The sequence below is a fragment of the Coprococcus eutactus genome (assembly GCF_025149915.1).
Taxonomy (GTDB): domain Bacteria; phylum Bacillota; class Clostridia; order Lachnospirales; family Lachnospiraceae; genus Coprococcus; species Coprococcus eutactus.
Genome location: NZ_CP102278.1, coordinates 130,622 through 145,089 on the forward strand (window position 1 = coordinate 130,622; position 14,468 = coordinate 145,089).

12 protein-coding genes are annotated in these 14,468 nt (G+C 43.5%); 9 read left to right on the top strand and 3 right to left on the bottom strand.

Translation table 11 applies throughout. The annotated features are described in order from the left end of the window. Positions 1-3: 3 nt before the first annotated feature. Positions 4-1,203 carry a class I SAM-dependent rRNA methyltransferase gene (locus tag NQ536_RS00535; protein ID WP_004852276.1) on the bottom strand — a complete coding sequence of 400 codons (1,200 nt, stop codon included), beginning with the start codon at positions 1,201-1,203 and terminating at the stop codon, positions 4-6. Positions 1,204-1,492: 289 nt separating this feature from the next. Between NQ536_RS00535 and NQ536_RS00540 the strand changes: the two genes are divergently transcribed. From NQ536_RS00540 to NQ536_RS00575, 8 genes are all read left to right on the top strand, one after another. Then, on the top strand, positions 1,493-3,466 hold the full coding sequence (locus NQ536_RS00540; protein WP_167530863.1) for a CAP domain-containing protein: 1,974 nt from the start codon (positions 1,493-1,495) through the stop codon (positions 3,464-3,466). 160 nt (positions 3,467-3,626) lie between these two features. After that, complete coding sequence (locus NQ536_RS00545) at positions 3,627-4,604, top strand: hypothetical protein (protein WP_044998151.1); 978 nt, start codon at positions 3,627-3,629, stop codon at positions 4,602-4,604. Positions 4,605-4,629: 25 nt separating this feature from the next. Beyond that, positions 4,630-5,472 (top strand): DUF6734 family protein, encoded by an 843-nt coding sequence (locus tag NQ536_RS00550; RefSeq protein WP_004852270.1) that lies wholly within the window; start codon positions 4,630-4,632, stop codon positions 5,470-5,472. A 91-nt stretch (positions 5,473-5,563) separates the two neighbouring features. After that, positions 5,564-5,884 (top strand): GtrA family protein, encoded by a 321-nt coding sequence (locus NQ536_RS00555; RefSeq protein ID WP_233419706.1) that lies wholly within the window; start codon positions 5,564-5,566, stop codon positions 5,882-5,884. A gap of 131 nt (positions 5,885-6,015) precedes the next feature. Further along, positions 6,016-7,254: a beta-ketoacyl-ACP synthase II gene (fabF, locus tag NQ536_RS00560; protein ID WP_004852266.1), complete on the top strand. Its 1,239-nt coding sequence runs from the start codon at positions 6,016-6,018 to the stop codon at positions 7,252-7,254. Positions 7,255-7,259: 5 nt separating this feature from the next. Beyond that, positions 7,260-8,996, top strand: coding sequence for an acetyl-CoA carboxylase carboxyl transferase subunit (locus NQ536_RS00565; protein WP_004852264.1), 1,737 nt, complete (start codon positions 7,260-7,262; stop codon positions 8,994-8,996). Between the two features lie 165 nt (positions 8,997-9,161). Further along, positions 9,162-10,208: a glycoside hydrolase family 5 protein gene (locus tag NQ536_RS00570; protein ID WP_004852262.1), complete on the top strand. Its 1,047-nt coding sequence runs from the start codon at positions 9,162-9,164 to the stop codon at positions 10,206-10,208. A gap of 113 nt (positions 10,209-10,321) precedes the next feature. Then, positions 10,322-11,284 (top strand): beta-ketoacyl-ACP synthase III, encoded by a 963-nt coding sequence (locus tag NQ536_RS00575; protein WP_004852261.1) that lies wholly within the window; start codon positions 10,322-10,324, stop codon positions 11,282-11,284. Between the two features lies 1 nt (position 11,285). On the opposite strand, the gene NQ536_RS00580 is transcribed toward NQ536_RS00575, so the two are convergent. Next, entirely contained in the window at positions 11,286-11,858 is a 573-nt protein-coding gene (locus NQ536_RS00580; RefSeq protein WP_004852259.1) for a M48 family metallopeptidase, read from the bottom strand. Positions 11,859-11,925: 67 nt separating this feature from the next. Next, a complete protein-coding gene (locus tag NQ536_RS00585; RefSeq protein WP_004852258.1) occupies positions 11,926-13,281 on the bottom strand; it encodes a citrate synthase in 1,356 nt (451 codons plus the stop codon). Between the two features lie 169 nt (positions 13,282-13,450). Here NQ536_RS00585 and NQ536_RS00590 point away from each other — a divergent pair, with 169 nt between their 5' ends. Further along, positions 13,451-14,383 carry a DUF5011/hyalin repeat domain-containing protein gene (locus NQ536_RS00590; protein ID WP_044998147.1) on the top strand — a complete coding sequence of 311 codons (933 nt, stop codon included), beginning with the start codon at positions 13,451-13,453 and terminating at the stop codon, positions 14,381-14,383. Positions 14,384-14,468: the final 85 nt, after the last annotated feature.

Below are 14,468 nucleotides of genomic sequence, written 5' to 3' on the forward strand. Positions count from 1 at the left end.
GTGTCATCTCTCCTTTATTACTTGGAATATATAGAACTTCAGATAGTAAGATTCATCTGCAGCCCATAATATTGGGTGGTCAGGAGCCTGTGTACGAAATTCAACCTGGCGGAGTCTGACATGAGAATTCATGGCAGCCTGCTTGATCGTCTTTGTAAACAGTTCGAAATCCATAAAATGTGAACATGAACATGTAGCTAAAAAACCGCCATCCCTGACGAGCTTCATTGCACGTAAATTAATCTCGCGATACCCTTTTACTGCGTTCTTTATTGAATTTCTTGACTTTGTGAATGCGGGTGGGTCAAGTATTACCACATCAAACTTTTCACCCTTTGATTCCAACTCTGGAAGAAGATCAAATACATCTCTGCATTCAAATGAAACAGTATCCTCAAGTCCGTTGAGTACTGCATTTTCTCTGGCCTGAGCTATAGCAAGCTCTGAAGCGTCTACTCCCAAAACGCTTGAAGCACCTGCTATGCCTGCGTTAAGTGCAAATGAACCTGTGTGAGTAAAACAATCAAGTACCTTTGCACCCTTACATAATTTCTGAATAGCAAGACGATTATACTTCTGATCCAGAAAGAATCCGGTCTTCTGACCATCCTTCACATCAACAATATATCGAACGCCATTTTCATTTATGTGAACATTGGTGTCAAATTCATCACCAATAAATCCCTTGTACGTCTCCATCCCCTCGTGTTTTCTGACCTTTGCATCGCTGCGCTCATAAACACCCGATATTATTATACCATCATTTTTGAGTATATTTTTTAAACTATTTATTAACAAATTTTTAACTTTGTCGATTCCGAGAGCGAGAGACTCTACTACAAGCACATTTTCAAACTTGTCTATGACTATGCCGGGGAGAAAATCTGCTTCTCCGAATACGATCCTGCAGCTACTGGTGTCCACCGTTTTCTTTCGGTAATCCCAGGCATCCTGAAGACGTTTAGTGAAAAATGCCTCATCAATCTCTGTGCTGGCATCCCTGGTGAGCATTCTCACGGTTATCTTGGAATAGGTGTTGATAAATCCCTTACCAAGATGATATCCGTCAAAATCGTTTACCATCACAATATCGCCGTTTTCAAAGTTTCCCATTATGGAATCAATTTCGTTGTCAAATATCCAAGCGCCTCCGGATTTGAGAAGCCTGCCCTCACCCTTTTTCAATGTAACAATCGCACTCATCGTCGATAGCCCTTCTTTCTATATATTGGTCATTCTTATTGCAAAGTTATATGTGCTGTCAACATATAAAATATATTTTACCATATTTAAATACTAAATCTCAATACAGCACTTTGGACTTTGCGGTTGGAGTGACAGAATAAAAAATGATAGTTAACAGAAATGTAACAAAAAACATGTAAAAAAGTTATACTTGTAAAAAATATGTAACACGTGTATACTACGTGTGGAAAATATTACATATGAAAATACAGGTAAATTATCATATTTTATGAAGGAGAGCGAAGAAATGAGTACAAAATCAAGAAATGCAGGAGCATATTCTGTACAAAAGAGATTCGTGTGTGCGGTATTGGCATGCGCAGTGGTACTGTCAACTTTCTTTTCTGGCAATATGAGCGTGCTGGCTCAGAATGCGCAGGAGAGGCAGGAAGGATCACAGGATTCACTTGCATCTAATTCAGATGCGGATAAGTCTGGTATTTGTCAGGAGGATGACGGTTACAGGTTCTATATACGTGGAACTGCGGTGACAACTCCGGGCTGGACAAGCTCAGATGGCTATGAGGTTTACGTAGATAGAGATGGCTATGTAGCAAAGGTTTACAACCTCCAGGATAATAAACTTGAGCTTTATAGTGGAACAACTATCACAACAGCGGCAAATACAGAATGCGTGCTGAGTGATGGCTACAACTATCTATTTAACATTGATGGTGTGAAAGTAACGGATCCCGGTTGGAAGCTGGCTGGAAACAGTAAGTATTATTTGGATCAGAATGGACAACTCACAGAGAAGTATACAAGATCTGGAGATATCATAAAGCTGTATGGAGACAGCACAGGCAGTGGCAATTGGCAAATGTATACCAGCACATGGAGAAATGCTGATGGTATGAGATTCTATGTTGATAAAAATGGAACCTGCATCAAGTCATATTCAGAGAAACTCCGAAGAATGAAGCTTCTCAAGAACGGCAGACTTGTACTTGCCAGCAATCAGGTTGTCACCATGAATGATGGCATGGAGTACTATTTCAATGCAAAGGGAATCAGGGTTAAGAAGGCAGGATGGTATTCAACGAATAACGGAATGAACGTATGTACTGATTCCCAGAGCAAGGTGATCGGAAAGATAAATAAAAGTGGCGGCGTGTACAGATTTTACAAGCTGAATTCAAATGGAACCCAGTGGGTGATCCAGAAAAATATGTGGAAGAGTGTAGGTTCTAAACTGTATTATTTCAGCGGTAATGGAAAGGCTAAGGTTGTATATAATTCATCGATAAAGACATTGTACAGATATTCAGCAAAGTCAAAGAGATACATTCCGGTAAAGAACGAGGTCAATAGACTCAACGGGAAATATTACTATTTCTACAACAGCAAGGGAGTGAGGTCCACAAGTAAGGGCTGGAAAAAGGCAAGTTCACATACATACTATTATGTTGGTTCAAAGGGCTACATGACATCCAAGTACGTGGTTTCGGGTGCAACCAGAAAACTCTACGACTACAGCTATTCAGCAAAGAAATGGGTGGCTCAGAAGAACAAGTGGCGCGTGGTAGGCGGACAGAAGTACTACTTTAACTCAAAGGGCATAGCAACTGTACAGTTTGTGACAGCCAGCCAGAAGGGATATGTGCTCTCAAAGGGCAAATGGGTTCTTGTGAAGAGATCGATAAAGAGAATTGGAGGATCAAACTTTTATTTTGACAGCAAGGGAGTCAGAGTAAAGAAGGCAGGTGTATACAAGACAGCAAATGGTTATCTTGCATATGTCAACAGGAAGGGTGTCGTATATAAGAGAGAGTACAACCTGGAGGTCAAGAGATATTACACGATCGATCTTGGAAATGGAAGATCAACAAAGGTTTATGGATATTATGATCTTGGCGCGGCTAAAAGACTGATGGCAGAGGTAAATGCCCACAGAAACGAAAACGGTCTTTCTTCACTTACGGAGTCGGCGTCAATGACAGAGACCGCTACGACCAGAGCGAAGGAGATCAGCAACACATACGGACATTACAGACCGAATGGAACACTCTGCATAAATTCTATGTATGAATTGTTCGGAGAGAATCTGGCATGCGGCTTCAGTGAGGAGGATCTTGTGTTCAGAGCATGGACAAAGTCAACTGCCCACGACAGAAATATGCTGGATACATCATACAAAACTATGGGGGCTGCTGTCTTTATCGCACTTGATAGAGACAAGGAGGGCTTCAAGAGATATTATGTGCTGACATTTGGAAAATAAATGTAAAATATGCAAAAAATTATCAGAATAAAGATGTCATAATGAGCTCTAAAAGACCTAAATTAAATTGAATTATGTTTCAAAATAGAGTACCATACATAATAGATAGTAGTTGGTCGGATATGGAATGGCTGGCTAGTTTTGGAAATGGAGATTGTGTGTGGGTTTCATATATTCGTCTTTAAATAAATGTGACAGCGAGAGCTGGCCGCAGTTTGACAATAGAATAACGAGGATGCTTCCATTTGTGACGGGTATGGCATATTTTGATCTTAGAAATTATGATGTCCGGACAGGTGAATTTGGTGCATATGCAGAGTGGGACAGAGAACTGGAAAGCTTGCTCGGCTATGAGCTTCCAGATGGCGGATATTTTGTGAAAGCAACTATAGCCCAGGCATACAGGCTTCATGGGCTTGGATGTGGCCTGCCGGTGTATATGAAACTGATATCACTCAATGGAAAGTTATATCCATATAGAACATACGTCATGATGGAAGGAAGACCGTACAGCCTTGAATTTGGTGGTGGTGAACTGATGCCGATAGATGACCGATATGTTGAACTTGGATGTGCGGCGGCGAAGGAGACTCAGCTAGAGGCTGTCTCTGCGGGAACGGGCAGCCAGAGATTTATGAGAAGTGGAAGCCAGAGGTTTGTGAGAAATGGCAGCCAGCGACTTACATTAGGTGGCAGTCAGCGATTTACATTAGGCGGCAGCCAGCGATTTGCATGGAACGGAAGTCAGATGAGACGGTTGTTCGGCAGTCAGGGCGGTTTCCGATATCTTACGGGAAGCCAGTACAGAACGGTAGGCGGCAGCCAGCGATTTGCGTGGAACGGAAGTCAGATGAGACGGTTGTTCGGCAGTCAGGGCGGTTTCCGATATCTTACGGGAAGCCAGTACAGAACGGTAGGCAGCAGCCAACGATTTGTGTTAGGCAGCAGTCGGAGATTCAGCATGGCGGCGCGTGATAACGCGCCTTGCCAAGTGCAGAACGCCATAGATTCCACAAGGGTAAGTCAGGAACTGCTGATGGAGTTCCCTCAGGAGTGGCAGCTTATCAATAAGTGCAGAAGACCTGAGAAAAGGATCGGCGGAAATGCCAAATTTGGATATGGGCTGGATCTGATCTAGGCTTGATCTAAGCCATGGAGGATATATGAGAAAAATAGAAGGTTTTCATACATTGTGGACAGCCCCTTATTTTAAACAGAATACAGAAGATACATACAGCATGCAGGATTATGAGCTTTTGACCATGATCCTGTCTGCTCTTATGTGGAGAAAAATGAATGGTCCTATCACACTTTACGGTGATGAAAGGGCCATTGATTATGTTGAGAGACAGGGGATAGCTCATATATGGAATGGCGGCATAAAAGAGATAGATGTGCCAGATCGCGTGTCGCCCCGGGTGTTTTGGGCTGCAGGTAAACTCTACGCATTGAAGAAAGCGAAAATGCCGGCGGTCATGGTAGATCTTGACCTAATTGTATGGAAAAATATAGAAAAATATATAGAGGGGACGAACATATGCGCGATACATAGGGAGGGGATATACCCAGATGTGTATCCTGGCAGAGAGTTCTTCAACATGAAGGATGGCTATGCGTTTGATCCCGGATGGAGTTGGGATGAGCCGCCGGTGAATACGTGTATGTTGTACATGGCGGATGAACAATTTAAGAACTATTATGTGGACAGCTCCATAAACTTCATGGAGAATTGTAGAGAGACTGAGGAAAATCTGTGCCACATGGTGTTTGCAGAGCAGAGGCTGCTGGCGATGTGCGCTGGACGAGAAGGTAAGATAATATCATCATTTTTCCCGGAAGCGGCGGATATAGAGGGGCAGGATGTGTTCACCCATTTGTGGGGCTATAAGAATATACTGAAGTTTAATTTTCAAAAGAGAGTGGAGTTTAACGATCGTCTATGTGAACGGATAGAGAGGGAATTTCCAGAGGAGACGGTCATAAGGGAGTTAAATGTTTGTAGATAAGGTGCTAAAGAAAATCCCCAGGGAGATATATATCTATATATTATGGGGGATAGTGGTCGGGGCGGTAAATCTGGGGGCTACCTGGATTTTTATGTCAAAATGTGGGATAGATCCGGTGAGAGCTAATTTTCTGGCATGGATACTGTATAATTTCGTTTCGTTTATAACAAACAGAAAATCCGTATTCCACACAGCTGCGGAGACTGCATGGGAGTTTATAAAGGAGCTGCTGTCATTTTATGCGAGCCGTATATTTACACTGATCGTAGAGGAGGGGCTCATATACATACTGGTGGACAGACTGCACCTGTGGGCGATGGGAATAAAGACATTCACGTCCATATTAGTGATAATTTTGAACTATTATATAAGCAAAAAATTCATATTCAGGAAGATAAAAGAGAGACTGTAATAGGCATTTGCCGAGAAATGTTTATCGAAATTTAATAGAAAAACATGCATACAATTACTTCCAAACATTTTATAGTTGGGGTATAATATAAAAATATGTAAGTGTAAATTAGACAATTCAAGGAGATAAGTATGAAAAAGAGAGTAGTAATAACAGGTATAGGAGCCATAACTCCAGTCGGCAACACAGTTGACGAGTATTGGAATTCACTCAAGGAGGGAAAACATGGTTTCGGACCTATCACGCAGTTTGATGCTTCGGCATACAAGTGCAAGCTTGTAGGCGAGGTAAAGAACTTTGTTGCAAAGGATTACATTGATCCAAAGTCTGCAAGACGTATGGCAAGATTCACACAGTTTGCTGTCAAGGCAACACAGGAGGCCATGGCAGACTCAGGACTTGATATGAGCAAAGAGGATGCATACAGAGTTGGTACATGTATAGGATCGGGTGTTGGCTCACTTCAGGAGCTTGAGAATGCATATGGAACCATTCTCACAAAGGGACCTCTTCGTGTGAGCCCATTTGTAGTTCCTATGATGATAAGCAATATCGCAGCAGGTAATGTTGCTATCCAGTTTGGTCTTAAAGGAAAGAGTATAGATGTTGTAACTGCATGTGCATCAGGAACCAACAGCATCGGTGAGGCATTTAGAACAATCCAGTACGGTGACGCTGATGTCATGGTAGCCGGTGGATGTGAGGCGGCAGTTTCACCTATCGGTATATCAACATTTGACTCACTCACAGCACTTACCTCATCAACAGATCCTGACAGATGTTCAATCCCATTTGACAAGGACAGAAGCGGTTTCGTTCTTGGTGAGGGCGCAGGTATAGTTGTACTTGAGGAGCTTGAGCATGCAAAGGCAAGAGGAGCAAAGATATACGCTGAGCTCACAGGATATGGCTGTTCAAGTGATGCATATCACATCACAGCACCTGAGGAGTCAGGAGAGGGTCCTGCAGTTGCAATGACAAATGCTGTCAAGGATGCAGGCATTCCAATGGATGCAGTTCAGTATATCAATGCCCATGGTACAAGCACACATCTCAACGATCTTGTTGAGACAAGAGCTATAAAGAAGGCATTTGGAGATCATGCAAAGGATATCAAGATCAACTCAACAAAGTCTATGACAGGACATCTTCTCGGTGCAGCTGGTGCAATCGAGGCTATTGCCTGTGTCAAGAGTATAGAGGAAGGTTACATTCACAGAACAAGAGGTCTTATCGAGAGCGAGGAGGAGCTTGATCTGGATTACTGTAAGGAGCCATGTGAGATGGATGTCGATGTTGCAATAAGCAACTCACTTGGATTTGGCGGACACAACGCATGTATCGTTTTACAGAAGTATAAGGAGCAGTAAAAATCATGTTATTTATCAAAAAGAAAGCAAAGGATGCCGAGATACTTGCAGCGAAGGCTGCAGAGGAGACAAAAGCTGCTGAGGAAGTTCAGGAAGCACCAAAGATTGAATTTGTAAAGTGTCCTAAGTGTGGAAAAGAAGTTGAGAAGGAAAGAGTTAAGAACGCAAAGTACATCTGTTACGAGTGTGGTTCTTACTTTAGGGTAAAGACCAAGAACAGAATAAAGATGGTCACAGATCCCAAGTCATTTGAGCCGTGGTTCGAGGATATGCCAAGCTCAAATCCTCTTGGAACTGAGGGATATGAGGAGAAAGTCGCAGCTGCACAGGCGAAGACAAACCTCAAAGAAGCTGTTACTATAGGAAAGGCAACCATCAATGGTGAGCCTGCAGTGATCGGTGTGTGCGATGCCAGATTCCTTATGAGCAGCATGGGATATGTAGTCGGCGAGAAGATAGCGAGAGCGGTCGAGAGAGCGACAGAGGAGAAACTTCCGGTATTTATGTTCTGTTGTTCAGGCGGTGCACGTATGCAGGAGGGAATCATTTCTCTCATGCAGATGGCAAAGACATCGGCTGCATTTAAGAAACATTCAGATGCAGGTCTTTTGTATGTATCGATCCTTACTGATCCTACCACAGGTGGTGTGACAGCCAGCTTTGCAATGCTTGGAGATATCATCCTTGGCGAGCCGGGAGCCCTTGTTGGATTTGCCGGACCTAGAGTTATAAAGCAGACTATAGGACAGGAGCTGCCTGAGGGATTCCAGAGATCAGAGTTCCTTGTAGAGCATGGAATCATAGATGGAATAATCACAAGAGATAAGATGAAGGATACCATGTATGAGCTCATAGTTACACATAAGCAGAGACAGGGATATGCGAACTTTGATCAGACTGATAGTGACGAGAAGTTTGATATCAGTGAGATCTTGAAGGAGAGACTCAAGGATGACGAGCCGAAGACTCCATGGGAGAAGCTCAGAGGTGCACGTCAGATGAGCAGACCATCGGGATTTGATTATGTGAAGTATATCTGTGATGATTTCCGCGAGATCCACGGAGACAGAACAATGAACGATGACAGAGCCATCGTAGGTGGCATAGGTCATATAGACGGACAGCCTGTGACGGTCATATCACAGGTTAAGGGTGCGTCCATGGCTGAGTGCATGGAGAGGAACTTTGGTATGCCGCTTCCAGATGGCTATAGAAAGGCTCTTCGTCTGATGAAACAGGCAGAGAAGTTTGGCAGACCGATAATAACTTTTGTAAATACACCTGGTGCGTTCTGCGGACTTGAGGCTGAGGAGCGAGGAATGGGTGAGGCAATAGCAAGGAATCTTTATGAGATGTCATCACTCAAGGTTCCTGTTCTTTGTATCCTTATCGGAGAAGGCGGCAGTGGCGGTGCACTTGCGCTTGCAGTTGGCAATGAGGTATGGATGCTTGAGAATGCAACATATTCCATTCTTTCGCCAGAGGGATATGCGTCTATTCTCTGGAAGGACAGCAACAGAGCTGAGGAGGCTGCAGAGGTTATGCAGATCACAGCTCAGGATCTCAAGAGACTGAACGTTATCGAACAGGTCGTACCGGAATATGGCGGAGCGGATGACGACTCAGTTCCATATATAGGTAAGTACCTCAAGATGAACATTAAGGAATTCCTGAAGAAGTATTCAAATAAAACTCCTGAGGAGATTGCGCAGGACAGATATGACAGATTCAGAAATCTTTAATTATTTATAGATATATTTATAAAGAGATATTCAAGGCATTTTCTAAGTGAGAATTTATCTTGCTGGGAAATGCCTTTTGTTAATGCATGTATTGAAGATGCCCGCTTTTTTTGGTACACTCTAATATATATGGCTTCGAAGCTGGCATGAATTGGAGGATGGCTTATGAAAAAACAGATGAAGGTGACTTTGATTGTGATAGTTGCGGCGATAATTGTGGCGGCAGCTATATATATTGTCAGATATATTAAGAGTGGTAATGATCTGCTGACGCCGGTTGGCACAAGGGCAGAGTTTGTTGGCGATACGGACAAGTATCCGTCTATGCTCCGCACAAAGGGAGTGCAGATAGTGAATGCAGAAGGCGAGCAGGTTGTGCTAAAGGGTGTCATGGTTCCTGAATCCCATAGATTATATGATGAGAAGAATTTTGATGAAGGATTCTATAAGAAAGTATTTGATATGGGCGGAAATGTTATCAGAGTTCCAGTTGATCCTGCAGAGTACAAGAATGATGATTATTATATGTGGAGATACCTGGATAGGATAGTCACCTGGGCAGGAGAAAGTGGCAAATATGTTATTATTGACTGGGATTATACAGGCAATCCTATAGATGGCAGCGGAGATGAGATGCCAGACATTTCAGAGAATCCGCTTGACTATTCAGCAGAGTTCTGGAAGAATACAGCAGAGTACTTCAAGAACACTCCGAATGTTATCTTTGAGATATACAATGAACCGGTTGGAATGAGTGATTCAGAGTGGAAGAGATGTGCAGACAGCCTTATAGGAGTCATCAGGGATGCGGGCGCAAAGCAGCTCATCATAGTTGGAAGTCCGGATTATTGTTATGATCTTGGATGGCTCGATGAACTCGGTGAGACAAACAACAACACAGCATTTGCAGTACATGTGTATCCTGACAAGGTGTTCTGGCAGAAGTTTATTTCCGGATATGTGACGAGCTACCCTATCATAGTAACTGAGTGGGGATATACGGATGATGATGTGAAAGTGAAGAATGAGAAGCTTAAGGGAACGAGGAATGTCTTTGGAATAAAGTTTTCTTCGTATCTGAAAAAACATAATGTTGGTTGGGTAGCGAGCAGCTATGATTACAAGACGGAACCATCGATGTTCAAAAAGAACTACAAGAATAAGACAAAGTGGGGCGAATTCGTGGCAGAGCTGTTAAGCGAAGATGAATAAAACGAAAAGAAACATAACGAAAAGATATCCGGGGTATATGATCGTTAGGCTGTAGATAGGGCTGAGGATATCAGAATAAAGATTGAAAAGATTTACTAAGGGAGAATAAATTAATGGCAATAAGAATAATGGGAACAGGCAGCTGTCTGGCAGAGAGAGAAGTATCCAATGACGAGTTATCAAAGTATGTAGATACATCAGATGAATGGATATCTTCCAGAACGGGAATCAAGAACAGAAGGATAGCTGTGACGGAGACTACGACCAGCATGGCTGCTGAGGCTGCGCTGAAGGCTCTTGAGATGGCAGGAAGGGCTGCTGAGGATGTGGAACTTATAGTTCTTGCTACAGTGACACCGGATTATTATACGCCAAGCGGGGCATGTCAGGTGCAGGCAGCTATAGGTGCTGATAAGGCGATTGCCTTTGATGTGAATGCCGCATGTTCTGGATTCGTATTTGCGCTGAATATTGCAAAGATGTATATAGAGACAGGGTTCGTGAAAAATGCTCTGGTGATAGGCTCGGAGACACTGTCCAAGATCCTTGACTGGAACGACAGGGGCACATGCGTGCTGTTCGGTGATGGTGCAGGAGCTGCGTATGTAGAAGAGTCGGATAAGGGAATAATAAGTATTGTTCAGGGATCCATTGGCAAGAAAGGTATGGTACTCAACTGCGAGAGCAGAAAGACAAACAATCTGTTTATAAATGAAGAGGTAAAGCCTGACTATCTGTATATGGATGGACAGGAGGTGTATAAGTTCGCGGTCAGACAGTGCCCAAAGTGCCTTGTTGAGGCACTTGACAAGGCTGGCATGACGGCGGATGATGTGGACTATTTCGTACTTCATCAGGCAAATGTAAGGATTATAGAGTCAGTTGCCAAGAGACTCAAGGCGCCACTTGAGAAGTTCCCTACAACACTTGATTACACAGGTAATATGTCAGCTGCAAGCGTTCCTGTACTTCTTGATCAGCTCGTAAGAGAGCATGGATTGAAGCGCGGTGACAAGATCGCCATGTCTGCATTTGGCGCAGGACTCACATACGGCGCAGTTGTCATGGAGTGGTAGGTCAGCAGCTATACTGCCTCAATTCCTTGCGCAGCTCTTTGTAGTTGGGGAGAGCTCTCTCCACTTCAGCCCAGAACAATGGCGAGTGGTTCATCTGCTTTCTGTGGCAGAGCTCGTGGACCACAACATAGTCGATGAGCTCGGGGGTGGTAGTCATGAGCATGCAGTTGAAATTCAGGTTGCCTGATGAACTGCAGCTTCTCCACCTTGTCTTCTGATGGCGGATGGTTATGCGACCGTATGTCACGCCGATGATAGGCGCGAAGTGTTTCACACGTTCTGGTATGACGATGGAGGCCTTTTGCGCAAGCGCGGCAAGTTCCGAGCCTGAAAGAGGTTTGCGAGATGTGTCCGCTGCCTGACTTCCTAGCCGTTCCTGCATTATGGCGAGGTGGTCAGTTATCCATTTATCTTTAGATGCCACAAATGCCCGAATCTGTGAATCGAGCATTTTTTGCGGTGCCCGGACCTTTATCTGCAGGTCTGGGCTTATCTCTATGCATATTGATTTTCTGTTGCTTCGGATCACTGTATATTCAAGATGATCGAAGTTCTGTGTATGGTTGTTATCCATGATAAATTCCTATTTATAGAAATATTTTGCAAGCTTTGTGATTTATATCAGGGCTATAAGACCGATTTTACCTCTCGTCTATAGGCACATAAGACTTTGGCTCTACAAGGCTTGGATAAGCAGGCCGCATGATCTTATAGCTGTTGACAAGTTCTTCCATGCGGTGAGCACTCCAGCCAACCACACGTCCGATGGCGAACAGCGGTGTGTACAGCGCGTAAGGAATCTTGAGCATCTTGTAGAGGAGACCACAGTAATAGTCGATATTTATACATACACCCTTGTATATCTTGCGCTCCTCGGCTATAACTTCAGGGGCGACTCTTTCGATGAGTTCATAGAGCTTAAATTCATCTTTTTCGTGTTTTTCCTCGGCGAGCTTTTCAACGTATTCCTTTATGATTAAGGCGCGCGGATCTGAGAGTGAGTAGATAGGCTGTCCCATTCCGTATACAACACCAGACCTGTCAAATGCTTCTCCTCTGACGATCTTTCTGATATATTCCTTAACCTGTGTTTCATCTGTCACATCCTCAACATTGTTGTGGATATTCTTCATCATCTCCATAACCTTGAGGTCTCCGCCTCCGTTAAGAGGCCCCTTGAGGGAGCAGAGAGCGGCAGCGACCGTCGCATATGTATCTGATCCAGAGGATGTCACAACTCTTGTCGTAAATGTTGAATTGCTTCCACCGCCGTGCTCCATGTGGAGAACAAGCGCAAGGTCGAGAACCCTGGCCTCAAGCTGGGTATATTTTCTATCTGAACGGAGCATGCTCAGTATGTTCTCAGCAAATGAAAGCTTAGGGTCAGGCTTGTGTATGTAGCAGCTTTTTCCGAGTTCGTAATGTCTGTATCCCTGGAATGAATACACGGCAAGACGAGGAAATACACTTATGATCATAAGGCACTGCTGGAGAACGTTGTCCAGAGAGATGTCCGTCTCTGATTTGTCATATGATCCAAGGGCAAGGATACTCTTGGTCATATTTGAGATGATATCCTTTGTTGGGTTCTTCATGATGACATCCTGAATAAAGTTGTGAGGAAGATCGTATGCCAGATTGAGTACCTGCTTAAACTGGGAAAGCTCGTCTGCGTCTGGAAGTTTGCCAAATAGCAAAAGGTATGTGCATTCCTCGAATCCATATCTGTTTTCCGACATAAAGCCATCTATGAGCTGACGTATCTCGTATCCTCTATAGTAAAGTTCACCGTCGATTGGTATGAGTTTATCGCTGTCCGGCTTGTAGGCGCGGCTCAATGAAATATTGGTAATTCCAGCGTTGATCCCAATGCCGTTCAGGTCGCGAAGACCGCGCTTTACACCGTATTCTTCGTAGAGATTATTGTCTATTGAATCACTCTCTACGCATAGTCCTACGCGGGCTTTTGTAAATGAACTAAGGTTATTGATTGACATAAAAATGCTCCTTTCGAGTAAACTTACTGTAAATTATCGCACTTATTTGCTTCTATTGCAACTTATTTGCTGTCATTGCAATGTGAAATGATTGTATGCATGGGAATTATTATGTATAATGGATAAATAAATGTGTTGCGGTACGTGGGAGCCGCGGAGGAGGCATAAATTGGCAGATAAAGAAAGTAAAGCTGATAATAGTAAAGTGCGAGACAGTAAAGTGCGTGATAGAGAAATACGCGATAGAGAAATACGTGTAGATAGATCGACAATGAACAGATCAGATACGACAGGAAACAGACAGCGTAGCCGATCAGCAAGCTCAAGACCTCAAAGTGCAACTGCTGTTCAGAGAACAAGAACCAGTACAGGAAGACCGCTGGACAAGGAGAAGACACGGGGAGACCATCCTGCGAAGGGCACACAGAGCAGGACGGTGCGCCAATCCAATGCGGTCCATACATCCGGTGCGAAGAGTAATAGTGGTGTCAAAAGGAGTGATTTAAAGACTCGTTCAAAGACTTATAAAAAAACCAATAAAAAGAAAAGCAATGTAAGATTAAACCCTAAGACAGTTATTCCGGCAGCGATCATATTGGGAATTCTTCTAGCCCTGGTGATAACGCTTATAATGAGAGCAAGCTTGCTCAAAGTTCATCAGATTTCACAGGATTACAATATGGGGGATACATTTGATATAAAGAACTTTTTTGAAGCGTCAAGTGTAGATACTTATATCGAGTGCGATTCAAATGATTTTGTACCAGATAAGCTGGGAAAGTATAAAGTAAAATTCACAGTCAGAAGAGGAAAGCTGTCCAGCAGGAAAACAGCAAAGATAAATGTGGTGGATGAGGTTAATCCTTACATATCCGGTCCGGATGAAATAGAAGTTAAGGTGGGACAGGATATAAATTGGAGTGATTATTATACTGTTACAGATGCTGATCCTGATATTCAGAGCAAGCTCACTTCGGTGAAAGACTTGGACACAGGAAAGGCAAGAGCCGTAAATGCGACACTGACGGTCGCAGATTGGGCAGGCAATACTGCATCAAAGAATATAACCGTAGTGGTTACTGATGGAGACGTAGCTAATTAAATACAAAAAGTGCATTGCACATCGGTTCCGATATATTGGGATTATTCCAAATGCCGTATAGATGTGCAATGCACTTTTTTATGCT